The 26,992-nt window shown below is 68.2% G+C and carries 22 protein-coding genes and 2 tRNA genes; 7 read left to right on the forward strand and 17 right to left on the reverse strand.

What is annotated here, in order from left to right; genetic code table 11:
• The 4 genes from HQ312_RS03355 to pknB form a co-directional block, all read left to right on the forward strand.
• Positions 1–1,449, forward strand: a 1,449-nt coding sequence (locus HQ312_RS03355; protein ID WP_261782032.1) for an FtsW/RodA/SpoVE family cell cycle protein, incomplete at its 5' end; no start/stop codon positions are given.
• The gene (locus HQ312_RS03360; RefSeq protein ID WP_222637829.1) at positions 1,446–2,933 is read left to right on the forward strand and encodes a penicillin-binding protein 2; all 1,488 of its coding nucleotides are present in this window, start codon (positions 1,446–1,448) and stop codon (positions 2,931–2,933) included. The genes HQ312_RS03355 and HQ312_RS03360, both read left to right, overlap by 4 nt.
• 7 nt (positions 2,934–2,940) lie before the next feature.
• Entirely contained in the window at positions 2,941–4,353 is a 1,413-nt protein-coding gene (locus tag HQ312_RS03365) for a serine/threonine-protein kinase (RefSeq protein ID WP_222637830.1), read from the forward strand.
• Positions 4,350–6,284 (forward strand): Stk1 family PASTA domain-containing Ser/Thr kinase, encoded by a 1,935-nt coding sequence (pknB, locus tag HQ312_RS03370; RefSeq protein WP_222637831.1) that lies wholly within the window; start codon positions 4,350–4,352, stop codon positions 6,282–6,284. The genes HQ312_RS03365 and pknB overlap by 4 nt, the downstream gene beginning before the upstream one ends.
• A gap of 18 nt (positions 6,285–6,302) precedes the next feature.
• Here the strand turns inward: pknB and HQ312_RS03375 are convergent, their stop codons facing one another.
• Positions 6,303–6,935: an aminodeoxychorismate/anthranilate synthase component II gene (locus HQ312_RS03375; protein WP_222632479.1), complete on the reverse strand. Its 633-nt coding sequence runs from the start codon at positions 6,933–6,935 to the stop codon at positions 6,303–6,305.
• A 126-nt stretch (positions 6,936–7,061) separates the two neighbouring features.
• On the opposite strand from HQ312_RS03375, the gene crgA reads away from it, so the two are divergent.
• Both crgA and HQ312_RS03385 read left to right on the forward strand, forming a co-directional pair.
• Positions 7,062–7,325: a cell division protein CrgA gene (crgA, locus tag HQ312_RS03380; protein ID WP_027505930.1), complete on the forward strand. Its 264-nt coding sequence runs from the start codon at positions 7,062–7,064 to the stop codon at positions 7,323–7,325.
• Between the two features lie 75 nt (positions 7,326–7,400).
• Complete coding sequence (locus HQ312_RS03385; protein WP_222632477.1) at positions 7,401–7,862, forward strand: PH domain-containing protein; 462 nt, start codon at positions 7,401–7,403, stop codon at positions 7,860–7,862.
• Here the strand turns inward: HQ312_RS03385 and HQ312_RS03390 are convergent.
• Together HQ312_RS03390 and HQ312_RS03395 are read right to left on the reverse strand one after the other, a co-directional pair.
• Positions 7,859–8,752 (reverse strand): rhomboid family intramembrane serine protease, encoded by an 894-nt coding sequence (locus HQ312_RS03390; RefSeq protein ID WP_222637832.1) that lies wholly within the window; start codon positions 8,750–8,752, stop codon positions 7,859–7,861. The genes HQ312_RS03385 and HQ312_RS03390 overlap by 4 nt on opposite strands.
• A 39-nt stretch (positions 8,753–8,791) precedes the next feature.
• Entirely contained in the window at positions 8,792–9,319 is a 528-nt protein-coding gene (locus tag HQ312_RS03395; RefSeq protein WP_222637833.1) for a peptidylprolyl isomerase, read from the reverse strand.
• A 41-nt stretch (positions 9,320–9,360) separates the two neighbouring features.
• Here HQ312_RS03395 and HQ312_RS03400 point away from each other — a divergent pair, with 41 nt between their 5' ends.
• Complete coding sequence (locus HQ312_RS03400) at positions 9,361–9,723, forward strand: hypothetical protein (RefSeq protein ID WP_056695686.1); 363 nt, start codon at positions 9,361–9,363, stop codon at positions 9,721–9,723.
• Between the two features lie 14 nt (positions 9,724–9,737).
• Here the strand turns inward: HQ312_RS03400 and HQ312_RS03405 are convergent, their stop codons facing one another.
• The 14 genes from HQ312_RS03405 to dnaA all read right to left on the reverse strand — a co-directional run bounded on the left by HQ312_RS03405 (position 9,738) and on the right by dnaA (position 26,618).
• The gene (locus HQ312_RS03405; RefSeq protein WP_222637834.1) at positions 9,738–11,054 is read right to left on the reverse strand and encodes an alpha/beta hydrolase; all 1,317 of its coding nucleotides are present in this window, start codon (positions 11,052–11,054) and stop codon (positions 9,738–9,740) included.
• A 110-nt stretch (positions 11,055–11,164) separates the two neighbouring features.
• The gene (locus tag HQ312_RS03410) at positions 11,165–12,160 is read right to left on the reverse strand and encodes a GGDEF domain-containing protein (RefSeq protein ID WP_231476347.1); all 996 of its coding nucleotides are present in this window, start codon (positions 12,158–12,160) and stop codon (positions 11,165–11,167) included.
• 121 nt (positions 12,161–12,281) lie between these two features.
• Positions 12,282–12,354, reverse strand: a tRNA-Ala gene (locus tag HQ312_RS03415).
• Between the two features lie 132 nt (positions 12,355–12,486).
• A tRNA-Ile gene (locus HQ312_RS03420) sits at positions 12,487–12,560 on the reverse strand.
• A gap of 98 nt (positions 12,561–12,658) precedes the next feature.
• A complete protein-coding gene (locus tag HQ312_RS03425; protein WP_222637835.1) occupies positions 12,659–13,624 on the reverse strand; it encodes a DUF3566 domain-containing protein in 966 nt (321 codons plus the stop codon).
• Positions 13,621–16,143 carry a DNA gyrase subunit A gene (gene gyrA, locus HQ312_RS03430; protein WP_222637836.1) on the reverse strand — a complete coding sequence of 841 codons (2,523 nt, stop codon included), beginning with the start codon at positions 16,141–16,143 and terminating at the stop codon, positions 13,621–13,623. Before gyrA ends, HQ312_RS03425 begins: the two co-directional genes overlap by 4 nt.
• A 37-nt stretch (positions 16,144–16,180) precedes the next feature.
• Positions 16,181–18,220, reverse strand: coding sequence for a DNA topoisomerase (ATP-hydrolyzing) subunit B (gene gyrB, locus HQ312_RS03435; RefSeq protein ID WP_027505936.1), 2,040 nt, complete (start codon positions 18,218–18,220; stop codon positions 16,181–16,183).
• 253 nt (positions 18,221–18,473) lie between these two features.
• A complete protein-coding gene (locus HQ312_RS03440) occupies positions 18,474–19,568 on the reverse strand; it encodes a PDR/VanB family oxidoreductase (RefSeq protein ID WP_222632697.1) in 1,095 nt (364 codons plus the stop codon).
• Between the two features lie 26 nt (positions 19,569–19,594).
• Positions 19,595–20,458, reverse strand: coding sequence for a metal-dependent hydrolase (locus HQ312_RS03445; RefSeq protein ID WP_231476351.1), 864 nt, complete (start codon positions 20,456–20,458; stop codon positions 19,595–19,597).
• A gap of 154 nt (positions 20,459–20,612) precedes the next feature.
• Positions 20,613–21,158, reverse strand: a complete 546-nt coding sequence (locus HQ312_RS03450; protein WP_027505939.1) for a DUF721 family protein — start codon at positions 21,156–21,158, stop codon at positions 20,613–20,615.
• Entirely contained in the window at positions 21,155–22,420 is a 1,266-nt protein-coding gene (gene recF / locus HQ312_RS03455) for a DNA replication/repair protein RecF (protein ID WP_222637837.1), read from the reverse strand. The genes HQ312_RS03450 and recF overlap by 4 nt, the downstream gene beginning before the upstream one ends.
• Positions 22,421–23,326, reverse strand: a complete 906-nt coding sequence (gene gnd / locus HQ312_RS03460) for a phosphogluconate dehydrogenase (NAD(+)-dependent, decarboxylating) (protein ID WP_027505941.1) — start codon at positions 23,324–23,326, stop codon at positions 22,421–22,423. It lies immediately after the preceding gene.
• A gap of 46 nt (positions 23,327–23,372) precedes the next feature.
• Positions 23,373–24,557, reverse strand: coding sequence for a DNA polymerase III subunit beta (gene dnaN / locus HQ312_RS03465; RefSeq protein ID WP_027505942.1), 1,185 nt, complete (start codon positions 24,555–24,557; stop codon positions 23,373–23,375).
• 498 nt (positions 24,558–25,055) lie between these two features.
• On the reverse strand, positions 25,056–26,618 hold the full coding sequence (dnaA, locus tag HQ312_RS03470) for a chromosomal replication initiator protein DnaA (RefSeq protein ID WP_222637838.1): 1,563 nt from the start codon (positions 26,616–26,618) through the stop codon (positions 25,056–25,058).
• Between the last annotated feature and the right edge of the window lie 374 nt (positions 26,619–26,992).

Consider the following 26,992-nt stretch of genomic DNA (forward strand, 5'->3'; position numbering starts at 1 on the left):
ACCCCCAGCCAGTCGTCCGCCTCGTTCCCCAGCCCGCCCGGTGGGTTCGCCCCCGCCCCGCCGCAGTCGACGAGACGCGGTGTCGAGGCGGCACTGCTCGGCGCGGCCGCGGTCATCACCACGGTGTCGCTGGTGCTCGTCGAGGCGAGCCAGGAGCAGGCCATCACCTGGGACCTGGCGAAGTACGGCCTCGCCTACCTCGCGATGTTCGCGGTCGCCCACGCCGCGGTCCGTCGATTCGCCACCCACGCGGATCCGCTGCTGCTCCCGGTCGTCGCCATGCTGAACGGGCTCGGACTGGTGCTCATCCACCGGCTCGACCTCGCGGCGCAGCAGTCGGCGGTGTACCTCGGCATCGAGGAGCCGTCGGCCGACGCCACGCAGCAGGTGCTGTGGACGGCCCTGGGCATCGCCGGGTTCATCGCTGTCCTCGTGCTGATCCGCGACTACCGCACCCTCGCGCGGTACGGCTACACCCTGGGCCTCGGCGGTCTGGTGTTCCTGGCCCTGCCGGCCGTCCTGCCCTCCTCGTTGTCCGAGGTCAACGGCTCGAAGATCTGGATCCGGTTGCCCGGCTTCAGCATCCAACCCGGTGAGTTCTCGAAGATCCTGCTGCTCATCTTCTTCGCCTCTGTGCTCGTGGCGAAGCGCGAGCTCTTCACCACCGCGGGCAAGCACGTGCTCGGCATGGACTTCCCGCGCGCCCGCGATCTCGGCCCCATCGTCGTCGCGTGGATCGTGTCCATCGGCGTCCTGGTGTTCGAGAAGGATCTCGGCACGTCGCTGCTGATCTACTGCACGGTCCTGGTGATGATCTACGTCGCCACCGAGCGCGTCGGCTGGATCGTCGTGGGTGTGGCGCTGCTCCTGCTCGGCTTCCTGCTCGCGTACCAGTTCTTCGGGCACGTGAAGATCCGCACCGACACATGGCTGGATCCGTTCGCGGACTACAACGACACCGGCTATCAGATCTCGCAGTCGCTCTTCGGTCTGGCGACCGGCGGCATGGGCGGTACCGGGCTCGGCAGTGGCCGGCCGTCGCAGGTGCCGTTCGCGAGCACCGACTTCATCATCGCGACCATCGGCGAGGAGCTCGGCCTCATCGGCCTGGCCGCCGTGTTGATGCTCTATCTGGTCTTCGTGTTGCGTGGGCTGCGCACCGCCCTCGCGGTGCGCGACAGCTTCGGCAAGCTGCTCGCCGCCGGACTGTCCGTCACCATCGCGGTGCAGCTGTTCGTCGTCGTCGGCGGCGTCACCAAGCTCATCCCGCTCACCGGTCTCACCACACCGTTCATGTCCTACGGAGGATCCTCGCTGCTCGCGAACTACGCTCTGGTCGCCCTGCTCATCAAGATCTCGGACGCCGCACGGGCGCCCGTCGTGCCGCAGAAACGCGGACCGGCGGCTCCGATCGGTGACGCTCCCACCGAGGTGGTGAAGCGACCGTGAACACACCTCTGCGCAGAGTCGCCATCGGGGTCATGGCGATGATCGTCGTCCTGCTCGCGAACGCGACGTACGTCCAGGTCATCAAGGCGGACGACCTCCGAACGGATCCGCGGAACTCGCGGGTGCTGCTCGACGAGTACGCACGCCAGCGTGGGCAGATCTCGAGCGGCGGCCAGGTGCTCGCGGCCTCCGTCGCGACCGACGATCGCTACAAGTACCTGCGGACGTACCCCGCCAACCCCGCGGCACCGTCCAGCCCGGCCGCCAACGCACCGGTCACCGGCTTCTACTCGATGCTGTACTCGAGCACCGCTCTCGAACGGTCCGAGGACGCAGTGTTGAACGGCTCGGACAACCGACTGTTCGGCAAGCGGTTCTTCGACCTGCTCTCCGGTCGCGACCCCCGCGGCGGCAACGTCGTCACCACGATCGATCCGGTGATGCAGCAGGTCGCCTACGACCAGTTGACCTCGAAGGGCTACACCGGCTCCGTCGTGGCCATCGAGCCGTCCACCGGCAAGATCCTGACGATGGTGAGCACGCCGAGCTACGACCCCAACGAGCTCGCGACGCACGACGGCGAGACGTCGACGCAGGCGTGGGAGCGACTGAGCAGCGATCCGGGCGAGCCCCTGGTCAACCGCGCGGTCTCCCAGACCTACCCGCCCGGTTCGACGTTCAAGGTGGTCGTCACCGCGGCGGCGCTGGCGGCCGGCTCCACCCCGGACACCCAGCTCACGGCGGCGCCGACCATCACGCTGCCCGACACGTCGACGACGCTCGAGAACTACAACGGCTCCACGTGCGGCGGCGGCGCCACCGCGTCGTTGCGCGAGGCGTTCGCGCGCTCGTGCAACACCGCCTTCGTGGAACTCGGTATCGACGCCGGCACCCAGAACGTCAAGGACACCGCGTCCGCGTTCGGCATCGGCGAGGCGAACCAGGCCGTGCCGATCCCGGTCGCCGACAGCACCGTCGGGGAGATCCCCGACGACGCCGCCCTCGGTCAGAGCAGCATCGGCCAGCGCGACGTAGCACTGACACCGCTGCAGAACGCCGAGATCGCCGCCACCATCGCGAACGGTGGCGTGCGCATGGCGCCGCACATGGTGGCCCAGCTGCAGGGTCCGGATCTGTCGACCCTCGACACCACCGAGCCCACGTCACTGGGCCAGTCGATCTCTCCCGAGGTCGCGTCCACGCTCACCGATCTGATGGTCGGCTCGGAGAACAACTCCGGCGGCGAGGGCAAGATCGCGGGGGTGCAGATCGCATCCAAGACCGGCACCGCCGAGCACGGCAGCGATCCGCGCAACACCCCTCCGCACGCCTGGTACATCGCGTTCGCGCCGGCACAGGACCCGAAGATCGCCATCGCGGTCATCGTCGAGAACGGTGGTGACCGCGCACTCGCCGCCACCGGTGGGTCCGTCGCGGCACCAGTGGCGAGAGCAGTGCTCGGCGCCGGATTGCAGGGGAGGTGAGCCCCGCATGAGTGGAGGCCTGGGTAACGGAGCAGTGGTCGCCGACCGCTATCGACTGCTCCGACTGATCGCGACCGGTGGAATGGGACAGGTCTGGGAAGCGACGGACAACCGGCTCGATCGCCGCGTCGCCGTCAAGATCCTCAAGCCGGAGTTCTCGGACGACCCCGAGTTCGTCGAACGGTTCCGTGTCGAGGCGCGCACGACCGCGCTGTTGAACCATCCCGGCATCGCCAACATCTACGACTACGGCGAGGTGCGGGACGCCAACGGGCAGTCGCTCGCGTATCTCGTCATGGAGCTCGTCATCGGCGAGCCCCTCAACACGGTGCTCACGCGCATGGGTCGGCTTCCGCTGGTCCACGCACTGGACATGCTCGAGCAGACCGGCCGCGCCCTGCAGGCCGCGCACCGCGCAGGCATCGTCCACCGTGACGTGAAGCCGGGCAACATCATGATCACGCCCGACGGGACGGTGAAGATCACCGACTTCGGCATCGCGAAGGCCGTGGACGCCTCGCCCGTCACGCGGACCGGCATGGTCATGGGCACCGCGCAGTACATCGCCCCCGAACAGGCGCTGGGTCAGGACGCGACGTCCGCGTCCGACGTGTACTCGCTCGGCGTCGTGGGCTACGAGGCCATCAGCGGGACCCGTCCGTTCGTCGGCGACGGCGCGCTGACGGTCGCGATGAAGCACGTGCGGGACGCCGCGCCGCCGCTTCCCGGCGATCTGCCGCAGCCGGTGCGGGAGCTCATCGAGATCACCATGACCAAGGACCCGGCCGCACGGTACGAGAACGGCGGGGAGTTCGCCGACGCGGTCGCTGCCGTGCGCGCCGGCCGGCGCCCGCCCGCCCCGGGCACGGCGTCCGGTACCGGTCGGGTCGCCCCGCCCGTCGGCGCCGTCGGTGGGCCGTCCAGCACCCGCATGATGACCACGTCCGCCACCGGCTACGCCGCCGCGGCAGCGGCCACACCACGATCACCGGAACCTGATCGTGACCGCGAATCGGGCATGACCCCCGGGCAGAAGGCCCTGGCCTGGGCTGCCGGTGGACTGCTCCTGCTCGCCGCCGTCGTCGCGTTCGGGCTGTTCGTCTTCACCGAGAGCAACGGTTCGACGCCCGTCGTCACCTCGACCACCACGGCGGCGCCCACCACGGAGCCGACCACCACCACGACGCGGCCGACGACCACCACCACCGAGCCCACGACGACGACCACCACCACCACCACGACCACCACGACGACGGAACCGACGACGACCACCACCGAGCCCACGACCACCGAGCCGACGACCACCACCACGACCACGACCGACGGGGGACTGTTCACCATCCCCGGTCTCGGCGGCGGGAACGGCAACGGCAACGGGGACGGCAACCCCTTCAACTACGCACCGGGAGGATCGCGATGACCACACCGCGCAAGCTCTCGTCCCGGTACGACCTCGGGGAGATCCTCGGTTTCGGTGGCATGTCGGAGGTCCACCTCGCGAAGGACGGCCGTCTCGATCGCGACGTGGCCATCAAGGTGCTGCGTCAGGATCTGGCACGCGATCCCACGTTCTACCTGCGGTTCCGCCGCGAGGCACAGAACGCTGCGGCACTGAACCATCCGGCGATCGTGGCGGTGTACGACACGGGTGAGGCGGAGACCGAGACGGGTCCGCTGCCCTACATCGTCATGGAGTACGTCGACGGCGACACGCTGCGCGACATCGTCCGCGCCGAGGGGCCGATGGCTCCCAAGCGTGCGATGGAGGTCATCGCCGACGTCTGCGCCGCCCTCGACTTCAGCCACCGCAACGGCATCGTGCACCGCGACGTCAAACCGGCCAACGTGATGATCAACCGCGCGGGTGCGGTCAAGGTCATGGACTTCGGCATCGCGCGGGCCATCGCCGACAGTTCGTCTCCGATGACGCAGACCGCTGCCGTCATCGGTACCGCCCAGTACCTGTCGCCAGAGCAGGCTCGCGGCGAACAGGTCGATGCGCGATCCGACGTCTACTCGCTGGGCTGCGTGCTGTTCGAGATCCTGACGGGCGAGCCGCCGTTCACGGGTGACTCCCCGGTCGCGGTCGCGTACCAGCACGTCCGGGAGGATCCGCGACTGCCGTCGTCGGTGAATCCGGACATCCCGCGGGAGCTGGACTCGATCATTCTCAAGGCAATGAGCAAGAACCCGGCCAATCGGTACCAGAGCGCCGCGGACATGCGCACCGATCTCATCCGCGTCCTCGGTGGCCAGCGACCCAGTGCGCCGATGGTCATGAACGATGAGGATCGCACCACCATCCTCGGCTCGATGGACGCGCCGCGGCCCGGCGCTCGGTCGGCGTCCGACAACTCCGGCGAGCCTCGCCGGATCGCCCGCCACGCGCACCCCGACGCGGACGACGACGGAGACCGACCGCGCCGCAAGGGCGTGCGCGTCGCCGTCATGGCGCTCGCCGCCCTCGTGGTCGTCGGCATCGTCGGCGTCTTCCTGTGGAATCTCGGCCCCGGTGCGGAGGCCCGTTCGGTGACCGTCCCGGACGTGTCCGCGCAGACCGCCGACGCCGCCCGCACCACCCTCGAGAACGCGGGCTTCCGCGTCGACGTCCAGCAACGCTCCGACGCGACGGTGCCCGAGGGGTCCGTCATCGGCACACGACCCGTGTCCGGCACGACGGTCGACGAGAACAGCACCCTCGTTCTCGAGGTGTCCACCGGTCCGGAGCAGATCCAGGTCCCCCAGTTGGCAGGACTGACGCAGAGCGCTGCGGAACAGGCACTGGTGCAGGCCGGTCTCGCTCTCGACCCGTCGATCGGCCGGGCCGCGTCGTCTCGCGCGGACGTCGACAAGGTCATCGGTCAGGAGCCGGCTCGCGGATCGTCGATGGCTCAGGGCTCGTCGGTACGCATCACGCTCGGATCGGGACCGCGTCAGGTGCGGGTACCCGACGTGGTCGGTCAGAACATCGAGGTCGCTCAGCCCAACATCGCGGGTGCCGGTTTCCTCGTCGACCGCCAGAACGTCGACTCGACGCTCCCGGCCGGTCAGGTGGTCGCCACGACGCCCGCGGGCGGCAGCAACGCCACCGACGGCGACACCGTGGTGGTGCGGGTGTCCAACGGATCGCAGTTCGAGATCCCGGACCTGGCAGGCCAGACCCCGGTCCAGGCCGTCGACCTCCTCCGCGCCGCCGGCTGGGAGGGCACCATCGCCGAGATCGACCAGGTCGACGTCCAGACGTCGGACCTCACGCAGGTCAACCGCGTTCAGCAGCAGGCGGTCGCGCCGGGGACGGCCATCGCCAAGACGGCGCGCGTCAACGTGACCGTCGGCAAGTTCGGGCTCTGACCCGACGCGGCGCCGTGCTCAGACGCGGGCGGCGCTCTCGAGCTCGGCCACCAGGCCCGGTTCGGGAGCCTCGCCGCACACGGCGAGCCAGTTCGCCAGCATGCGGTGACCACCCTGCGTCATGACCGACTCGGGGTGGAACTGCACGCCGTGGATCGGCAGCTCCCGGTGGCGCATCGCCATGACGATGCCGCTCTCGGTGCGCGCGGTCACCTCGAGGTCGTCCGGGATCGTGTCCTCCCGCACCGTCAACGAGTGGTAGCGCGTCGCGGTGAACGGATCCGGCAACCCTGCCAGCACGCCGTCTCCGGAGTGGTGGACGACGCTGGTCTTGCCGTGCAGAAGTTCCGGCGCGCGTTCGACCACGCCGCCGAAGGAGGCACCGATGGCCTGGTGTCCGAGGCACACGCCCAGCAGGGGCGTTCCCGACGAGGCGCAGGCCTGCACCATGTCCATGGTGACGCCGGCACGCTGCGGCGTGCCGGGTCCGGGACTGAGCAGCACTCCGTCCACCTCCGCCACTGCGGCCTCGACATCGAGCACCCCGGGGTCGTCGTTCCGCAGCACTCGGGCCCGTGTCCCCAGCTGGCCGAGGTACTGGACCAGGTTGAACACGAAGCTGTCGTAGTTGTCGACGACGAGGATGCGCATGTCACAAGACTAATGCCGCACGGGTGGGAGCTCGGCTGCAGGTTATCGTGGACGTGAGCAGTGAGCGTCCCCACCGTGGCTCACACCCGCCCGCCTGCAGTCCGGTACGAGAGTTCGAGGTCATCCATGCCCAAGTCGAAGGTCCGCAAGAAGCCCGACTACACGATCGATCCGGCGTCGCGGACGCCCGTCAAGGTCAAGGCCGCGCCGTCGAGCACGCTGTATCTGTCGGTCATGTTCGGTTTCATGGTGCTCGGTCTGGTGTATCTCATCGTGTACTACCTCGCCCAGGACAGCATCGGCTGGATGTCGGATCTGGGGGCCTACAACCTGCTGATCGGCTTCGGTTTCTGGATCGTCGGTCTCGTCATGACGATGAAATGGCGCTGACCGGGCCCTCCGCCATGCGCGCCGAAATTACACGCGTGTTGTTCATCCACACTGTGGATAACTTCTGTGGATAACTTGTCCACAGGTGGCCGCGAGGCGCCGCAGTCCTGGTCCACACCCCTCGCCGCCGTGGCCGCGCTGGCGGTGGGAGCCGCTGCACTCGCCGCCGCTGCCGTCGCCACGACGGGTGATCCGGCCGGCCGCGCGCTCATCGGACTCGCCGCACTGGCAGCCCTGGCGCTGGCTGTGCTGGCCGCGGTCCAACGTCCGAAGTTGAGTGTCGACGGCGACGTCCTGCGCATCAGAACTCTGCGCGGAACCCGCGACTACGGGCGCGACGACGTGCTCTCACTGCGTCTGGTCCCGTACCCGCGGCTCGGTCGAAGGGTTCCGATGCTGGAGATGGACGTGACCGACGGCGACGACGAGCGACTCGTCATCTTCGGTCGCTGGGACCTCGGGGCCGATCCGCGCGCCGTGTTCGACACCCTCGAGCTGCACGGGTGGGTCGACGCGGGCTGGTCGCAGCGGGACTAGCCCACCACGAGAGTCGGAGCGAGCGTCGCGGCACGCAGACCGATCAGCGCCAGGGCGAGCAGCCCGACGCCGGCGATGCCGAACCATCCCAGTCGGCGTGACCGACGAGCGTCCGAACCGGTGACGAACAGCACCGCGGCCGTGGCGGCGGCACCGGCGGCGAGCCCGCCGAGGTGTCCCCACAGGGAGATACCGGGGATCGCGATGCTCAGCACCACGTTGAGCCCGATCACGACGAGCACCGGGGTGGGGCTGCGGCGCAGTCGGACGAGGATCACGGCCTGTGCACCGAGGAGGCCGAACACGGCGCCGGATGCTCCGACCGTCGCCACCAGGGGGCTGGACAGCCACATCACCGCCGCGGCGCCGCCCAGCAGCGCGACGACGTACACGGCGAGGTATCGCGAGCGTCCGAGCACCAGTTCGCAATCGCGCCCGATGACGTACAGGGCGAACATGTTCACGGCGAGGTGCACGATGCCGGAGTGCAGGAAACCACTGCCCAGGATGCGGACGACATCGCCGTCGGCCACCAGGAGCGGAACGAGCTGCCAGCTGCGGAACAGCGAGCTCGACTGGTTCGCCAGGCCGCCGGACTGAGCGGCCGTGAGGGCGAACACGAGGATGTTCAGTGCCATCAGCGCGTAGGTGACGACGGGGGTGGAGACGGTCCTGCTGACACCGCCGGCCATCGTGCGGGCACGCGGGATCGACCCCGCAGCCTGTGCCACGCACTCGACACAGTGCTGACCCACCGCGGCCGGCCGCAGGCATTCCGGGCAGGCCGGTCGGTCGCACCGGGTGCAGGACAGGCCGGTGGGCCGATCGGGGTGGCGCACGCAGGTAGGGAGGGGCGGCACCGGAGCGCCGCCCCATCCTGGTCCTGTCATGTCACACCGATCTCGCGACGGGGGACCGTGTCGGTCGAATCAGGCAATGGTGACGGATTCGATGACGACGTCGTTCACGGGGCGATCGCCGCGGCCGGTCGCGGTCGAGCCGATCTCGTCGACGACCTTCTGCGACGCGGGATCGATGACCTCGCCGAAGATGGTGTGGCGACGGTTGAGATGCGGAGTCGGGCCGACGGTGATGAAGAACTGCGAACCGTTGGTGGCGGGGCCCGCGTTCGCCATGGCGAGCAGGTACGGACGGTCGAACGACAGCTCGGGGTGGAACTCGTCACCGAACTTGTATCCGGGACCACCCGTGCCGGTGCCGGTGGGGTCACCACCCTGGAGCATGAAGCCCGCGATGACGCGGTGGAAGATCGCGCCGTCGTAGAAGGGTCCCTCGGAGGAGCCCGACGCGTTCTTCGTGCTGTAGTCCTTGGTGCCCTGCGCGAGACCGACGAAGTTCTCGACCGTCTTCGGCGCGTGGTTGCCGAAGAGGGCGATCACGATGTCGCCGTGATTCGTGTGCAGGGTCGCGGTCTGAGTCTGTAGAGGTGAGGTCACAACACCATCGTGCCACCCGGGGAATGTGCAAGGGTGAACGGATGACGTCAACACCCGACAGTGCCACCGCCAAGAAGGCGCTCGGCATCGCCCGTGACACCGCCCTCACGCTCGCGAAGGGCCCCGCAGCAACAGGTTTCGTCGTCACTCGCAAGGGGGTGTCGGTCCTCCGGTCACGACGCGCCCAGCAGCGTGCCGCTCGTCCCGCACCCGTGCGTGCGGCGGCGCCCGTTCGACGCGGTCGGTTCGTGCCCGGCCGCCGCGCCGGCGTGATCGGACTGCTCGTCCTCCTCGGCGCCGGCGCTGTCGCGTTCTCCCGCTCGCGCCGCACCGAGCTGCCCCCTCCCGCCGCCGAGCCGCCGAGCCTGGGCACGCCGACGACCAACGGTCACCAGGCGCCCTGACACTGCTCCGCCGGTCAGAGCATCCCGAGCACGAACCGCGCCACGTCGGCCAGGTCCATGGTTCGTGGGGCGGGTGGGCTCGGCACTCCGGCCACCACCTCGGCCACGGCCCGTGCCGACACGCTGCCCGGTTCCAGGTAGTCGGCATGGCCCACGGTGCCCGCCGTGTCCAGCGCCTCGGTCTCGGGTCGCTCGCTGGGATCGGGCCCGAACCGTCCCAGGTCGGCGACGGGGTCCCACGCCGCCTCGGCGACGTGCACCGGGCCCGGCGCGGCTGCGGCGGCGCGGTCGCTCCACCCGGGCGAGCCCATCACCACCACGGCGTCGACGGGGGCACCGGCCTCGATGGCCTGCGCCGCGACGACGGTGCCGTAGGAGTGCGCCACCAGCGTCACCTCCGGAGCGTCACCACCGTGTCGACGATCGCCGAGCGCCTCGAGAACGCCGACGAGTGCCGGCGCGCCGGCCGCGGCCGGTGCGGTCGAGGCGACGCTGCGCCCGGGCTCGATGAGCTCTGTGTTCCATTGCGGCGCCTCGTATCCGAGCCACGACACACCTGCGGTGACGGAGCTGGGTGACAGCGCACCCGCCTCGGTGACGAGTGCCGCCGTCTCGCCGTCGTGTCGCGCGATCGACCCCGCCACCGTGGTCCCGGCGCCCGGAACCACCACCGCCACCCGATCCGCACCGTCGAGGTCGCCGACGGACACCGCCGCCAGGGTGCGGCGCGCACCCGCCTCGTAGTGCACCAGACGGCGCTCGGGTCGCGCGAGCACCTCGATCAGCGCGTCGATGGCCGCCAGGCGCTGCCGCGTCTCGGCGAGTCCCGCGTCCACGTTCGAGAACGCGCCCCCGAACGCGGCGTCGTCGAGTCGCGCGGACAGGTCCCGTTCGGCGACGACGAGGCGCTCACGGTCCTCGGCCATCCGCGCCCGGTTGGCGGTGTCGAGCACCGCCGCGGCCCTCGTGGGCGCCGAGTCCGGCGGCGCGTCTCCGCCTGCCCTGGTCAGGTCCTCGGCGACCGTGCGATCCAGTTCGGCGAGGGCGCCCGTCCGATCCGCGGGATCCCATCGCGACAGGGCTGCACGGTCGTCACCCGCGCGGGCGAGGACGTCCGCGATCCGACCCAACACGTCCGCTCGCGTCGACAGCTCCTCCGCCGTACCCACGACGGCCGACCGAGCGGCGTCGGCCGCCGCTCCCTCCCACCCGGGCAGCCGCCCGATCGCGGTCGTGCGATCGACCAGCACGCGCAGGCGAGTCCCCGCGGACACCACCCTCGTGTGCATGTTCCACATGTCCGGTGCTGTCCAGACCACCGACTCGCTCACGCCGACCCCCGTCGTTCCCGGACGGCACGTGGAGGCCGCCTCGAGCGGACAGTGGACCAGATGGAGCCGGCGGGCCTGGCTGCGTCGTCCACAGCCCGGGGAACGAGCCGTCAGCGCCGCTCGGCGGGCACTCCGGTGTCCTCGATGACGGCCCTGGGCACCGGCGTGGACATCTGCTGGGCACCTCGGCTGCGCTTGGCCTTGTAGAGCTCGGCGTCGGCGGCCCGGTAGATCTCCGACCACTTGCGCACGGTGGGCATGCAGACCAGTCCGACGCTCCACTCGGCCGAGTGCGCTGCCCGCAGCCGCTCCAGAAGGGTCGCCGCCTCGCCCTCACCGGTTCCCGGCATGAACAGCACGAACTCGTCGCCGCCGAGACGGCCCAGGACGTCGCCCTTGCGCAGCTGACCGCGCCACGCTGCCGAGACCCGCTCGAGCAGTACGTCGCCGGCGATGTGCCCGTAGATGTCGTTCACGGTCTTGAAGTTGTCGAGATCGAGAACCGCCATGCTCACCGGCAGACCACGAGAGGCGAAGACCGGGAGCAGTTTCTCGACGCGGTCCTCGAGGCCCTGGCGGTTGAGGAGTCCGGTCAGGGCGTCCCGCGACGCCGAGTGCCGCATGCGCCGCGAGTGGGAGCCGAAGAACTCGGCGGCGGCCACGATGCCCAGCGCGGTGAGGACGTAACCCACCATCGGCATGGTCGACGGCGACAGCGCGGCCGCCACGACCGATCCCACCGTCAGCACGCTCACCCACACCCAGCCGCCGCGCTCACTCCAGTACCCCGCGAGCTGCATGCCCAGGAACATCGCCGCCTGACTCAGCAGCAGGTACGCCACCGGTCCGTCCGACGTGAGGAACATCGCGCACAGCGACGCGACGGCGCCGCCCGTCACGATGCCCAGCGTGCGAGGCGAGGTCGGACGCGGGCCGAAGTGCAGGACGGCCGCACCGAGGAGTTGGAGACCTGCCGCGAGGACCATGACCACGGTTCCGGTGGTCGTGCCCGAGAACGCGACGGCACCGGCGATGAAGAGAACGGCGGTGGGACAGAGATAGACCACCATCGCGGTGCTCGCTTCTGTTCCTCGTCCGGGGTTCACGCGTCAAGTATCGACGATGAGGCGCGCAGTGGTGGACGAAGCATCGCCGGTGGGCATGGTGACATGTCCAGAGACGAGAACACCCTGCTCCGGCATGCGGAACAGGGTGTGGTCGTGACTGTGGAGCCTAGGAGATTCGAACTCCTGACATCTGCCTTGCAAAGGCAGCGCTCTACCAACTGAGCTAAGGCCCCGGATCGACATCCGGCAGACGATGCCACCGCGTACTCTCCACGCGGATCGCGCGAACAGTGACGGCAACGACGACCGACGTCACGAGGGCGGGGAGAAGAATCCTCACGGACATCCTTTCTCGCTCTCGTTCGTGGGCCTAGGAGGACTTGAACCTCCGACCTCTTCCTTATCAGGGAAGCGCTCTAACCGCCTGAGCTATAGGCCCGCACTCGGCTCGCAGAGCACGGTGGAACGTGCTGTGCTGACCGAGGAACGAGATTACCGCACACACGGCGCGAGACCAAAACGCCGGTGTGCGGTGGGTCAGTCCCGGTCCGCCAGCGTCACTTCCAGGCCACCGACGAGGTCGGAGCACAGGTTGTAGATGAACGTGCCGATGGTCGTCAGTGCTGTGAACAGCACCACGTTGATGAGACCGATGACAGCGGCGTAACCGAAGATCTGGCCGGCCGACACCAATCCGGACTCGCCGGACGTGGCGACGATGTCGGAGAACGCATTGTTCAGTCGATCCCACACGCCCATGCCGTCGAGCACCATGTATAGCAGCCCGACGGCCACCATCCAGACGAAGAACAGCGACACGGAGATCACGAGCGACAGCTTCAACATCGACCACGGATCGATCTTGCGCACCTGGACGGTCGCGCGCAGCGGCTCACCGGACTCCGACGGTCGCGCCGTCATCATCGGGGTGGCGCGCTCGGTGCGCTGCTCCTCCTGCTGCGGGTGACGGACCGTCGAGAGGTCCGGCATGTCGGTGGGCAGGTCGTTCCGCGCGATGTTGCGCGTCGGCCCGTCGATCACCGCAGCCTTGGCCGTCGCCTCGGCGGGACGCCCCTGGCGGGGACGGTCCTGACCGTCCGTCGGACGTGCAGCGGGCTGCACGGTCGTCCGGGCCTGACCCTGGTCCGGACGAGCCTGCTCGGGAGCGCGGCCCGTCGGAGAGGGACGGCTCTGCAGGTTCGTCTGCGGCTGCCGCTGAGGTGGCTGCTGCTCCCGCACGGGAGCCTGCTGGGAGTCCGGTGTCCGAGCCGGACGGGGACCCTGATGGGCGGGGTCCTGCCGAGCAGGGTCCTGTCGAGCGGAGTCCTGCTGCACCCCGTCCTGGCGTGCGCCGTCCTGCTGGGCAGGCGGCCACGCCGCGGGCGGGCGAGGTGCCGGGGGTCCGCCGGCAGGCCGTGGGGCCTGACGGTCGGACGTGGTGCTCGGCGCGGGGCGTCCGTTTCCGGTGGACCCGGGCTGTTCGGGAGTACTCACTGCGCTCATGACTCCTTGGATCCGTCGGCCTCGGCGATCGCGAGGTCCTCCGGCTCGTCCGCGTTGCGTGCGATGGCCAGCAGGTTGTCGCCGTCGCCGAGGTTCATCAGCCGAACGCCCTTGGTCTGGCGTCCTGCCTTGCGAACCTGACGAGCCGCGGTGCGGATGACACCGCCGCTCGAGGTGATGGCGTAGAGCTCGTCGTCGTCCTCGACGATGAGCGCTCCCACCAGGGTGCCACGACGCTGGTCGTACTGAATGGTCAGCACGCCCTTGCCACCGCGGCCCTGCGGGGGGTAGTCCTCCATCGCGGTGCGCTTCGCGTAGCCACCGGACGTGGCGACCAGCAGGTACGTGCCGTCCTTCACCACGTTCAGGGAGAGCAGTGCGTCCTCGCCGTTGAAGCGCATTCCCTGGACACCCGAAGTGGCGCGGCCCATCGGGCGCAGCACCTCGTCGGTGGCCGAGAAGCGGATCGACTGGCCCTGAGCGGACACGAGCAGCAGGTCGTCCGAATTGGTGCACAGCACGGCTCCGACCAGCTCGTCGTCGCCACGTAGGTTGACGGCCACGATGCCACCGGAACGGTTGGAGTCGAAGTCGGCCAACTTGGACTTCTTCACCAGACCGGCCTTCGTCGCGAGCACCAGGTACGGCGCGTCGTCGTAGGTCTTGATCTGGATGATCTGCGCGATGCGCTCGTCCGGCTGGAACGCCAACAGGTTGGCGACGTGCTGTCCGCGGGCCGTGCGGTTGGCCTCGGGGAGCTCGTACGCCTTGGCCCGGTAGACCCGGCCCTTCGTGGTGAAGAACAGGATCCAGTCGTGCGTCGAGCAGACGAAGAACTTGCTGACGATGTCGTCCTGCTTGAGACCCGCGCCCTGCACACCCTTGCCGCCGCGCTTCTGCGATCGGTAGAGGTCGGTCCGCGTGCGCTTGGCATACCCCGTCTCCGTGATGGTGACCACGACGTTCTCACGCGCGATCAGGTCCTCGTCGCTGACGTCGCCGTCGGCCGCGATGATCCGGGTACGACGATCGTCGCCGAACTTGTCGACGATCTCCTTCAGCTCCGAGCGCACGATCTCCCGCTGACGCTCCGGACGGTCCAGGATGTCCTGCAGGTCCGCGATCTCGATCTCGATCGCGGCGAGCTCGTCGACGATGCGCTGCCGTTCGAGCGCGGCGAGGCGCCGCAGCTGCATCGCGAGGATGGCGTCCGCCTGGATCTGGTCGACGTCGAGCAGGTCCATCAGGCCCTGGCGTGCGACATCGGCGTCGGCGGACCGGCGGATCAACGCGATGACCTCGTCGAGGGCGTCGAGCGCCTTCACCAGTCCGCGCAGGATGTGGGCCCGCTCCTCGGCCTTCCGCAACCGGTACCGCGTACGACGGACGATCACGTCGAGCTGGTGGGTCACGTACAGCTTGATCATCTGGTCGATCCGCAGGGTGCGCGGAACGCCGTCGACGATCGAGAGCATGTTGGCGCCGAAGCTCGTCTGCAACTGGCTGTGCTTGTAGAGGTTGTTCAGCACCACCTTCGCGACCGCGTCGCGACGTAGCTTGATGACGATGCGCATACCGACGCGGTCGGAGGACTGGTCCTCGATGTCGGAGATGCCGGCGATGCGGCCGTCCTTGAGCTGCTCGGCGATCGAGGCGATCATGTTGTCCGGGTTCACCTGGAACGGCAGCTCGGTGACGACGATCTGCGTGCCGCCGCGCTCCCCCTCCTCGATGTCGACCACGCCGCGCATGCGGATCGATCCGCGACCGGTGCGGTACGCGTCCTCGATGCCCTGCGATCCGACGATGAGACCGTGAGTGGGGAAGTCGGGTCCCTTGATCCGCTCGATCATCGCCTCGAGGGCGACCTCTTCACTGGCCTCGTAGTTGTCCAACATCCAGTACACACCCTCGGCGAGTTCCCGAAGGTTGTGCGGCGGAACGTTGGTCGCCATGCCGACCGCGATTCCGCCACTGCCGTTGGCGAGCAGATTGGGGAAGCGGGCGGGCAGCACGGTCGGCTCGAGGGTGCGGCCGTCGTAGTTCGCGATGAAGTCGACGGTCTCCTCCTCGATGTCCGCGAGCATCTGCATCGCGAGAGGAGTGAGCCGACACTCGGTGTACCGCATGGCCGCCGGGCCGTCGTTGCCGCGGGAACCGAAGTTGCCCTGACCGTCGACGAGCGGGTACCGCATGGACCACGGCTGCGCCATGCGCACGAGGGTGTCGTAGATCGAGCTGTCGCCGTGGGGGTGGTAGTTACCCATGGTCTCGGCCACCGGTCGAGCCGACTTCACGTATCCGCGATCGGGCCGATATCCGTTGTCGAACATGGCGTACAGCACGCGGCGGTGCACGGGCTTGAGACCGTCGCGCACCTCCGGGAGTGCTCGACCGACGATGACGCTCATCGCGTAGTCGATGTAGCTGTTCTGCATCTCCTGCTGGATGTCGACCAGCTCGATGCGGTCGGACGTGGGTCCGTCGCCGCCGGTGGGGGGCAGGGTGGTGTCTGTCATTGCATTCTCCTAGCGCGGCGCTCGGGGCGCGGAGCGCCTATACGTCGAGGAAACGAACGTCCTTGGCATTACGGGTGATGAAGCTGCGGCGGGCCTCGACGTCCTCACCCATGAGGATGGAGAAGAGTTCGTCGGCGGCGGCAGCGTCGTCCAGAGTCACCTGACGCAGCACGCGCACGCTCGGATCCATCGTGGTCTCCCACAGTTCCTTCGCGTTCATCTCGCCCAGGCCTTTGTAGCGCTGGATGCCGTCGTCCTTGTTGATCTTCTTGCCCGACGCCAGGCCGGCCTCGATCAGTCCGTCGCGCTCCCGATCGGAGTAGGCGAACTCGGGATCCGCACCTCGCTGCCACTTGAGCTTGTACAGCGGCGGCATGGCCAGGTAGACGTAGCCGTGCTCCACGAGAGGCCGCATGAAGCGGAACAGCAAGGTGAGCAACAGAGTCGAGATGTGCTGGCCGTCGACGTCGGCGTCGGCCATCAGCACGATCTTGTGATAGCGCAGCTTCGCGATGTCGAACTCGTCGTGGATGCCGGTGCCGAACGCCGTGATGATCGACTGGACCTCGGTGTTCTTGAGGACACGGTCGATGCGGGCCTTCTCGACGTTGATGATCTTGCCGCGCAACGGAAGAATGGCCTGATACATCGAGTCGCGACCGGACTTGGCGGAGCCGCCGGCCGAGTCGCCCTCCACGATGTAGATCTCGCACTTCGACGGATCGTTGGAACGGCAGTCCGCGAGCTTGCCCGGCAGTCCACCGATGTCGGTGGCGCTCTTGCGCCGCACCAGATCTCGCGCACGACGAGCAGCCGTGCGCGCCTGCATCGAGGCGACGGCCTTGGAGATGATGAGCTTGGCCTCGGCGGGATTCGCCTCGAACCAGTGCGTGAGGTGTTCGCCGGCGGCCTTCTGCACGAAGGACTTCACCTCGGTGTTGCCGAGCTTGGTCTTCGTCTGGCCCTCGAACTGCGGCTCACCGACCTTGACGGAGATGATGGCGGCGAGACCCTCGCGGATGTCGTCTCCGGTGAGGATGCCGTCCTTCTCCTTGACGAGCTTCTTCTCGTTGGCGTACTTCTTCACGACGTTGGTCAGCGCGGAGCGGAACCCCTCTTCGTGCGTACCGCCCTCGTGCGTGTTGATCGTGTTGGCGAACGTGTGCACGGACTCCGCGTACGTCGAGTTCCACTGCATCGCGATCTCGAGTTCGTGGCCCGGGCCCTTGGCCGAGAAACCGATGACCGACGGATGCTGCGGCGTCTTCGCACGGTTGATGTAGCGGACGTAGTCCTCGAGACCACCGGGGTAGTGGTAGGTCCGGGTCTTGATCTTGGCCGGTGCTCCCGACGGCTCCTCGGCGTCCGCCTTGGGCGTCTCCGCCAGCTCGCTCTCGGAGGCCTCGTCGGCAATGCGCTCGATGTCCGAGGCGCGCTCGTCGGTGAGGACGATGGTGAGTCCCTTGTTCAGGAACGCCATCTCCTGCAGGCGACGCGCGACCGTGTCGAACTTGAAGACGGTCTCCTCGAAGATGTCCGCGTCCGGCCAGAACGAGATCGCCGTACCCGTGCGCTTCGTCGGCTCGCCCTTGATCAGCTCGCCGGGGACGGATCGCGTGTAGGTCTGCTCCCAGTGGAAGCCGTCGTTGTCGACCTGCGCGAGCAGGGTCGTCGACAGAGCGTTGACCACGGAGATACCCACGCCGTGCAGGCCGCCGGACACCGCGTAGGAGTCGGAGTCGAACTTGCCGCCGGCGTGCAGCTGAGTCATGACGACCTCGATGGTCGGGATGCCCGAGGAGTGCATGCCGACGGGGATACCGCGACCGTCGTCGACGACCCGCACGCCGCCATCGGCGAGAAGGGTGACCTCCACCGTGGTGGCATGACCTGCCATCGCCTCGTCGACGGAGTTGTCGACGACCTCCCAGATCAGGTGGTGCAGGCCGCGCTCTCCGGTGGAACCGATGTACATACCGGGTCGCTTGCGTACCGCCTCGAGTCCTTCGAGGACGGTGATCGACGACGCGTCGTATTCCTTCGGCTTGTCGCTCTTGCCTGCCTTGGGGTCAGCCACGGTCAGCTGTTCTCCTTCTCGACTACGCTCCCCCGACACTCACCTCGCTCGGTGAGGACGGCAGAGGACCTCGACCCGAAAAAATGCGCTCGGGGACGCATGCCCCTCGCGCTCGGTGGTCTTTACCGGTCCATCGTACCGGTAAAGCGTGGGTCGCGGCTCACGTCGACACCCGAAACGGCCCCTCATTGCGTCGGAGACGGACTTTTCTCGTGTTCCGCGGCTCATTTCGTGGGTACGAGGGCTCCGCGCGTCAGAGATCGAGCGTCAGCCGCTCGCCCGCGGAGCGCGACACACAGATCAGCATGTGATCCTCGCGCTCGTCGTCGGCGAGGCGTCGGTCCCGGTGCTCGGGAGCGCCGGCCAGAACCTTCACCTTGCACGTTCCGCAGAAGCCCTGGCGGCACGAGTACGGCACACCCGGGACGACCTCGCGGATCACGTCGAGTGCCGTCCGGTCCGCCGCGACGTCGAGCACCGTCCCGGACGACGCGAGTTCGACACTGAACGGGGATCCGGCGACGACGGGCGGCGGCGAGAACCGCTCGTAGTGCAGACGCGTCGCCCCCGTCGCCGGGACACCCTCGCGCACCAGAGCCAGCATCGGCGGCGGACCGCAGCAGTAGACGGATCCGCCGTCCGGCGCGTGGCGGAGAAGATCCGCTGCGGTGGGCAACCCGTCGACGTCGTCTGTCCGGACGGTCACACGCTCCTGGTCCCACGTCGACACCTCGTCGAGGAACGGCATCGACTGCCGTGAGCGTCCGCTGTAGACCAGATGCCAGTCCATGCCGAGGGCACGGGCCCGCCGCACCATCGGGATGATCGCGGTGATGCCGATACCGCCGGCCACGAACAACGCGGATCCGGACGCGTAGAACGGAAAAGCGTTGCGCGGACCGGTGACCGAGAGTCTGTCTCCCACCTCGAGGGTGTGCATCTCGGCCGAACCGCCGCCGCCGTCCGGTACCAGTCGCACCGCGATCGAGTACGCGTCCTTCTCGAGCGGGTCACCGCACAGCGAGTACTGCCGGCGACGCCCCGAGGGGAGCACGAGGTCGAGGTGGCTGCCCGGATGCCACGGCGGGACGTCGCCGCCGTCGACTCGACGAAGCGTCAGCCCGACCACGTTCTCGTCCCGGCACAGCGTGAAACGCTCGGAGACCGCCATCGTGTGCGTCCGCGTCTGGACCGGCGCCGCACGCGCCTTGTACTTCGAGTGATCCAGGATGGCGAACAGCTTGTCCAGCCCGTCCGTGATCTGCGCCAGCGACTCGTCCATGCCGCCCTTGCCGAGCAGATCCTCGGGAATCGTCCGGGACGCGCGGTACTCGCGCACGGCCGCCATGGCTCGTGCGAACGTGCGATCGCCCATCAGACCGTGGCGGCCCTCGCCGCCGGGGAGGTGGCGAGGTACGCGACTGCCAACGAGGTGGATCCCTCCTTGGACGGGTGGTAGTCCTTCCGCAGGTACCGCACGGACGCCTTGCCGACGGCCTTGGCGGTGGGGAACAACCCGCGCTGCGTGACGGCCCTGATCTGCTTCAGCGTGTAGCTGCGCTGATCGTCCGTCAGCGTCGGATCGTTCTTCATGAGGAAGCGGAGACCGCGGCCCCACATGACCACGACGGTCGGTGCGACGAGAAGGTAGGTACGCGTGCGGCGGAACCGTCGCGTGTCGAAGTACTGCAGCACGTCGTAGGCCACGGCGCGGTGCTCCACCTCCTCGGCCCCGTGCCAGCGCACGAGGTCCAGCATGCGGGGATCCACGTCCGCCTCGTCCAGGCCCTTCTCCGTCAGCACCCACATGCCGAGGAACGACGTGAGGTGCTCGATGGCGGCGATGAGAGCCAGGCGCTCGACGAGGCTGTTCTTGGTGTTCGTCGACCTCTTGTCGAGAGCGACCCGGAAGACGTACTCCATCTGCTTCACGTACGGCGCCGGGTCCAGGCCCTGGTCGGCCAGGAACGTGTGGATGCCGGAGTGCGCCTGCGCGTGCATGGCCTCCTGGCCGATGAAGCCGATCACGTCGGCGCGCAGCTTCTCGTCGTGGATCAACGGCAGCGCCTCCTTGAACACGCGCACGAACCACTCCTCGCCCTCGGGGAGGAACAGGTGCATCACGTTCATGAGGTGCGTGGCCAGGGGGTCACCGTCCATGTAGTGCATGCGCATGGACTCCCAGTCGAACGAGACGTTGCGCGCCTGCAGGACGACGGGTCCTGGATCGTCGTTCATCATCGGGTCCTTTCGTGGCTGATCATTCGATCATTCGCCGCAGAGCGCGAGTTCGGATCGGATCCACCGTGACGCTGTCCCCGATCACCACGTCCGGTCGTTTCCCCGTGAAACGCTACGCACCCTCGTGACATCGATCAATGGGCCCGGGGGTTCACCCGTAGGTGTCACGAGGTCCGCGACCCGACACGTGACGGTCGCCCTTCTTCCAGCTGGGCGCAGCCGGGCCGGTGATACGGAGCGACGTGACCACACCGTGGCCCACGGACGCGGCGATCTTCGCGAGGATCTGCGACTGCATCAACCGCAACTGGGTCGCCCACGCCGTGGACTCCGCCGACACCGCCAGCACGCCGTCCCGGACGGACACCGGCTCCGCGTGTGCCGCGATGTCCTCACCCACCACCTGGGGCCACCGGCCGAGCACCGTGCCCTCGTCCACCTTCGCCGACCAGCCACGCGACGCGGCGAGCGTCTTCGCGAGCGACCCGAGTGCCTGCGGATCACGGTCGTCGGGCCTCGAGCCGGACCAGGTGCGCGACCGTCGCGGCCGGCGTTGCGTCGACGCGCGACCCTGCCCCACGGCCTTGCCGTTGGCCTTGGCCGCCGCACGCGCGTTCTCGAGCGCACGCCGCGCGATGTCCGCTCCGCGCAGCGGGGGCTCGGCCGGATCGCTGCCGGACGGCGTCTCGTCCGTCATGACTCCTCCTCCACGTGGCTCGTGTCGACATCAGTATCGGACGTGCCTCCGACAGAATCCGACCCGGACACCTCGGTCAGTTCCGATCTGCGTGCACCCTCGGTCTCGTGGGCACGCACGTCCATGCGGCGCGCTCGCAACTCGGGCGGCACGTCCTCGGGCACTGCCGCGGTCACCAACACCTGCTCCGCCGTCACCGCGACCCCCGCCAGGGCGGTCCGCCGCGCACGATCGAGTTCGGCGAAGACGTCGTCGAGGAGGAGCACGGGATCCGAACCCTCGGAACGCAGCAACTCGAAAGCGCCGAGCCGCAGGGACAGTGCGAAGGACCACGACTCGCCGTGACTCGCGAACCCCTTGGCAGGATCGGTTCCGAGTACGAGGTCGAGATCGTCACGATGCGGGCCGACGAGGGTGACACCGCGTTCGATCTCCCGTGTCCGCATCACCGAGAGCTGTTGCAGGAAGGCTGCTTCGAGCACCTCGACGTCGTCCGGTTCCTCCGTTCGATCCAGCGCGAGCATCTCGGGGGGCATGGCGTCGGCGAGACTGCTCCGGTACGCGATGGCCGCAGGCCGCGACGACGGTGCGATCCGGCGGTAGGCGTCGACGACGAAGGGACCGACGTCGCGTACCGCGCGCAGCCGGTGCTCCACGATCTCGGCACCGAAGCCGGCGAGCTGCCCGTCCCACACGTCGAGCGTGGCCAACGCGTTCGCGCCGTCGCTCGACGACGATCCGCGTCGCAGAACCCCGCTCGCGCTCTTGAGTAGCGCGGACCTCTGCCGGAGAACGCGGTCGTAATCCGCACGGACAGCGGCCATTCGAGGAGACCGCGCGACGATCAGCTCATCGAGGTAGCGGCGCCGCTCGCTCGGATCGCCGCGCACCATCGCCAGATCCTCGGGTGCGAACAGCACCGTGTTCAGGATGCCCAGCACCTCCCGTGACCGCCGCACCGGAGAAGTGTTGATGCGAGCGCGATTCGCCCGCCCGTCGTTGATCTCCACGTCGACGGTGAGCTCGCGACCGAGGTTGACGACGGACGCCCGCACGAGAGCGCGTTCCGCACCCGTCCGGATGAGCGGAGCATCGGCCGACACCCGGTGCGACGACAGCGTCGCGACGTACCCCAGTGCCTCGAGAATGTTGGTCTTCCCGTGGCCGTTGGGACCGACGAACACCGTCACCCCCGGCGCGAGATCCACCGAGAGTTGTTGCCAGGAACGAAAATCGACCAGGGTCGCCGAACGGACGAACACTTACGCGCCGGTGCTCTCCGTGTTGGGGGCACGCTGCACCGCGTGTCCACCGAACTGGTTGCGCAGCGCGGACACCGCCTTCATGGCGGGCGAATCCACCTGTCGCGACGCGAATCTCGCGAACAGTGCCGCGGAGATGACGGGAGCCGGCACCGAGTGTCGGATCGCCTCCTCGACGGTCCAGCGTCCTTCACCGGAATCCTGTGTGTAGCCGGAGATGTCGGTGAATCCCGGATCTTCCTGCAGAGCCTTCACCAGGAGATCGAGCAACCACGACCGTACGACGGTGCCCTTGGTCCACGCACGCACCACACCGGTGACGTCCTCGATGAGATCCTCCGCGGCGAGGAGCTCGTACCCCTCGGCGTAGGCGTGCATGAGGCCGTACTCGATACCGTTGTGCACCATCTTCGCGTAGTGACCCGCGCCCACCGGGCCGGCGTGGACGAAGCCGTCCGCCCGCTCGCCCTCGGGACGCAACGCATCGAACACGGGCATGGCGCGCTCGACGTCCGCAGCAGCACCGCCGACCATGAGGCCGTACCCGTTCTCCAGGCCCCAGACGCCGCCCGAGACGCCGGCGTCGACATAGCCGATGCCCTTCGCGGACAACAGTTCCGCGTGCACCGCGTCATCGGTGAAGCGCGAGTTGCCGCCGTCGATCACGAGGTCGCCCTCGGACAGCACGCCGGCCAGAGTGGTGACGGTGTCGCGTGTGACGGGGCCGGACGGCACCATCACCCAGACGATGCGGGGAGCGGGGAGCGCGGCGGCGAGGGCCTCGAGCGACTCGACGTCGGTGACCTCCGGCCGCGGATCGTAACCGGTGACCTCGATGTCGTGGCGCCGCAGGCGCTCACGCATGTTGAAGCCCATCTTGCCGAGACCGACCAACCCGATGTTCATGCGTGGCTTCCTTTCGATGGACCTGCGCCGGTGCCTCGCGAGCGACTCAGCCCGGAAGGCGTACCGGCATGAGCAGGTACGTGTACGCACTCTTCGGTGCGCTGAACGTTCCGGTCTCGTCCGGCTCGAGCTCGTCCTCACCCGCCGGGCGCAGCACTGCGGGCCGGCTCGGTGTGGTGAACCCGAAGGACACCCGCTCGGAGTGCAGCGAGTTGAGACCGTCGATGAGATACCCGGGATTGAACGCGATCACCAGGGGCTCGCCCTGGAAGTTCGCCTCGATCGACTCCTCGGCCCGGCCTGCATCGTCGCCGCCGGCGGACAGAGTGACCGTGTCGGCCGAGAACTCGAGGCGGACCTGCGCCCCACGCTCGGCGAGCAGAGCGACACGCTTGATGGCCTCGAGGAGGGGAGCGATGGGCACGCTGGCGACCGCGGTGTGCTCGGACGGCAGCAACTGCCGGAACTTCGGGAACTCTGCGTCGAGCAGACGGGTGGTGGTGCGGCGGCCGTCGCTGACGATGCCCAGGAGGCCGTCGTTGCCGATGTGCGATGCGGAGCCCAGAGCGAGCTCGACGCCCGATTCCGCGCCGCCACCAATGCTTTTCGCGGACTCGGACAGGGTCTTGGCGGGGATGAGGACCGCGGCGGCCGTGCCGGGTGCGGCCGGAGTCCAGTCGAGTTCGCGCACGGCGAGACGGAACCGGTCGGTAGCGGCGAGCACCACGGAGTCGCCGTCGATCTCCATGCGGATACCGGTGAGCATCGGGAGCGTGTCGTCACGGCCCGCGGCGATGGCCACCTGGCTGATGGCCTCGGCGAACACGTCGACCGGGACGGTGCCCGTCTGCGACGGCAGTTCGGGGAGTTGCGGGTAGTCCTCCACCGGCATCGTGGGAAGAGAGAACTTGGCACTGCCGCACGTGATGAGCACCTTGGTCCCGTCGACCGAGACGTCGACCGGCTTGTTCGGCAGCGAGCGCGTGATGTCGGCGAGCAGCTTGCCCGACACGAGCACCTGGCCTCCGCCGGCGACCTCCACGGGAACGCGTACCTGGGCCGACACCTCGTAGTCGAAGCCGGAGACCGTCAGTCCGGAGTCGTCGACCGACAGCAGCACACCGCCGAGGACGGGAACCGCGGGACGGGACGGGAGCGATCGCGCCACCCAGGCCACCGAATCGGAGAAATCTTCTCGAGCAACTCGAAACTTCACACTGCCAAGCTCCATCGCCCGGTTGATCCTCTCGCTGACCTGCTCCACACGAGTCGGTGGGCAAACCACACCGTATGCCCTCGAGCGCGTGCTGAAAAGTCGGGGTTCGTCTCGATCCGAGGCCTCGGAGGCGGTTGTGAATGGATCCGTCCCCACCCTGTTTTCAAAGAGATGTTCCTAGGAAGAAATACAAGCAGTAGTCATAGGTCCTGTGGAATCTGTGGACCGACCCTGTCCGGTGCTGGTGGCACGGCGTGGCGGCTCGAGGATGAACCCGGGCATCACGACGGGCTCGGTGCGGGTCACATGTGGACGGACGGTGGACTCGGTGCGAACTACAGATTTCATCCCCGGGGTATCCACGTTATTCACACAGTTGTCCACAGGTGTGTATCGAGCAGAATCGGCCCGGATCCCGGCCGAACTCGTCTCCGTTCGGGGCTCCGTACCGACGAGAACGGCCGCCCGCATCGCCGCGGGGGCGAGTCGAACGGCCGTGGACACTCGGAGGGGTCAGCGCTTGGAGCGCTGCTTCACGCGAGCGGTGAGCTCCTGCACCTGGTTGTACGTACGGTGCCGCTCGGCCATCTCCTTGCGGATCTTCTTGTCGGCGTACATGACGGTGGTGTGGTCACGGCCGAACGTCTGACCGATCTTGGGCAGCGATAGATCGGTCAGCTCGCGGCACAGATACATCGCGATCTGTCGCGCCTGCGCCAGCGCGCGGGCCTTGCCGGGGCCGCACAGTTCCTCGATCGAGGTGTCGAAGTATTCCGCGGTGACGGCCATGATCGTCGCCGCCGTGATCTCCAGTCCCGTCGAGTCCGGCATGAGATCTCGGAGAACGGCCTCGGCGAGCGCGGTGTCCAGGTTGTGCCCGTTGAGCGACGCGAAGGCCGTGACTCGGATGAGCGCGCCCTCGAGCTCACGGATGTTCCGCTCGATCCGGCTCGCGATGAGTTCGAGCACCTCGTGGGGCACGTCGAGGCGGTCCATCTGCGCCTTCTTGCTCAGGATCGCGATACGCGTCTCGAGCTCGGGCGGTTGCACGTCGGTGATGAGGCCCCACTCGAAGCGGGTGCGCAGTCGTTCCTCGAGGGTCGCGAGCTGCTTGGGCGGCCGATCGGAGGAGACCACGATCTGTTTGTTCGCGTTGTGCAGCGTGTTGAAGGTGTGGAAGAACTCCTCCTGGATACCTTCCTTGCCCTCGATGAACTGGATGTCGTCGACCAGCAGGACGTCCGTCTCGCGGTAGCGGCGCTTGAACGCCACCTTGCGGTCGTCTCGAAGGCTGTTGATGAAGTCGTTCGTGAACTCCTCGGTGGACACGTACTTCACACGCATGCCGGGAAACAGACGTTGGGCGTAGTGGCCGGCGGCGTGCAGCAGGTGCGTCTTCCCCAGTCCGGACGCACCCCAGACGAACAGCGGGTTGTACGCCCGCGCCGGAGCCTCCGCGATGGCGACGGCGGCCGCGTGGGCGAACCGGTTGGAGGCGCCGATGACGAAGGTGTCGAACGTGTACTTCGCGTTGAGGCTGGTGCTGCCCGTCGGAGTGGACGTCGAGCGCGGCGGCACCGTGTACGAGGTGGGCCACGAGTTCTGGACGCTGGTCAGAGCGTCCCGGTCGTCGTCGACCTCCTCGTGATCGCCGTAGTCACTGCTCTCGGAGTCGGACGGCTCGCCCGCGGTGGACTCGGTGAGCAGGCGCCGGCGATACACGGGTGCACTGTGTGCGGTGTCGGGGCGACGTTCGGTGTCGACGGGCGTGGGAACGTCCGAGAGCTCGGCGTCGGCTCCGGGCGCCAGCCGGACACCGAGTCCCTCGACCGGGCGGTCGAGGTGGCGACCGAGGGCCGCGAGGATGGGTTCACGCAGACCGCGCTCGACCGCCTCCTGCGCGATCGGCGACGGAACCGAGAGCAGAGCGAAACCTTGCGCCAGAGTGATGGGGCGGACGAGAGCGAGCCACGCCTTCTGGGCGCGAGACAGGGAGGACCCCGAATTCGACTCCGCCGTGAGCTCGGCGACGACGCTCGGCCATACAGCGGCCAAGACGTCCGGATCGTCCTCCACGGTGCCTCCCCAGGGCCGTGGCGTGACCGCGGCCGTCGATGATGCTGCGGTGCCTCAAGGGCCCCGCCGACGACACGAATATGCCACTCGACCTGTGTTTCCACATAATTATCCACAGCTGTGGACAAACGACACCGGTGTAGCTCGACGGCATCTCGCACGGAGACGTGCCGGAGCAGCGGCGTTCTGACCTGCGGCGATGCAGAGCCTGGGTGAGAGATCCCCACCGACGGGGCGAGACGTCGTCACCCGCACAGCGAAGTTAGCAGGCTCGTCGGCGCACAACAAGACGAACGGTCCTCTCCTGCCGCCGCGAGGTCGTCGTCGTGCTCGAGGCGTGTCATCGTGACAGGAGCACCGTCCCCGGGGTAGCG

The sequence above is a fragment of the Rhodococcus sp. BP-316 genome, assembly GCF_019836105.1.
GTDB lineage: Bacteria > Actinomycetota > Actinomycetes > Mycobacteriales > Mycobacteriaceae > Rhodococcoides.

Bases quoted from the DNA above. Each gene is read 5' to 3' on its own strand.
- HQ312_RS03390 (WP_222637832.1), bottom strand. From the start codon at position 8,752: ATGACAGGACCAGGATGGGGCGGCGCTCCGGTGCCGCCCCTCCCTACC.
- dnaN (WP_027505942.1), bottom strand. From the start codon at position 24,557: ATGGAGCTTGGCAGTGTGAAGTTTCGAGTTGCTCGAGAAGATTTCTCC.
- pknB (WP_222637831.1), top strand. From the start codon at position 4,350: ATGACCACACCGCGCAAGCTCTCGTCCCGGTACGACCTCGGGGAGATC.
- gnd (WP_027505941.1), bottom strand. From the start codon at position 23,326: ATGAACATCGGGTTGGTCGGTCTCGGCAAGATGGGCTTCAACATGCGT.
- HQ312_RS03440 (WP_222632697.1), bottom strand. From the start codon at position 19,568: ATGGCGGCCGTGCGCGAGTACCGCGCGTCCCGGACGATTCCCGAGGAT.
- HQ312_RS03450 (WP_027505939.1), bottom strand. From the start codon at position 21,158: ATGACGGACGAGACGCCGTCCGGCAGCGATCCGGCCGAGCCCCCGCTG.
- HQ312_RS03445 (WP_231476351.1), bottom strand. From the start codon at position 20,458: ATGAACGACGATCCAGGACCCGTCGTCCTGCAGGCGCGCAACGTCTCG.
- HQ312_RS03375 (WP_222632479.1), bottom strand. From the start codon at position 6,935: ATGCGCATCCTCGTCGTCGACAACTACGACAGCTTCGTGTTCAACCTG.
- gyrA (WP_222637836.1), bottom strand. From the start codon at position 16,143: ATGACAGACACCACCCTGCCCCCCACCGGCGGCGACGGACCCACGTCC.
- HQ312_RS03365 (WP_222637830.1), top strand. From the start codon at position 2,941: ATGAGTGGAGGCCTGGGTAACGGAGCAGTGGTCGCCGACCGCTATCGA.
- crgA (WP_027505930.1), top strand. From the start codon at position 7,062: ATGCCCAAGTCGAAGGTCCGCAAGAAGCCCGACTACACGATCGATCCG.
- HQ312_RS03425 (WP_222637835.1), bottom strand. From the start codon at position 13,624: ATGAGCGCAGTGAGTACTCCCGAACAGCCCGGGTCCACCGGAAACGGA.
- HQ312_RS03400 (WP_056695686.1), top strand. From the start codon at position 9,361: ATGACGTCAACACCCGACAGTGCCACCGCCAAGAAGGCGCTCGGCATC.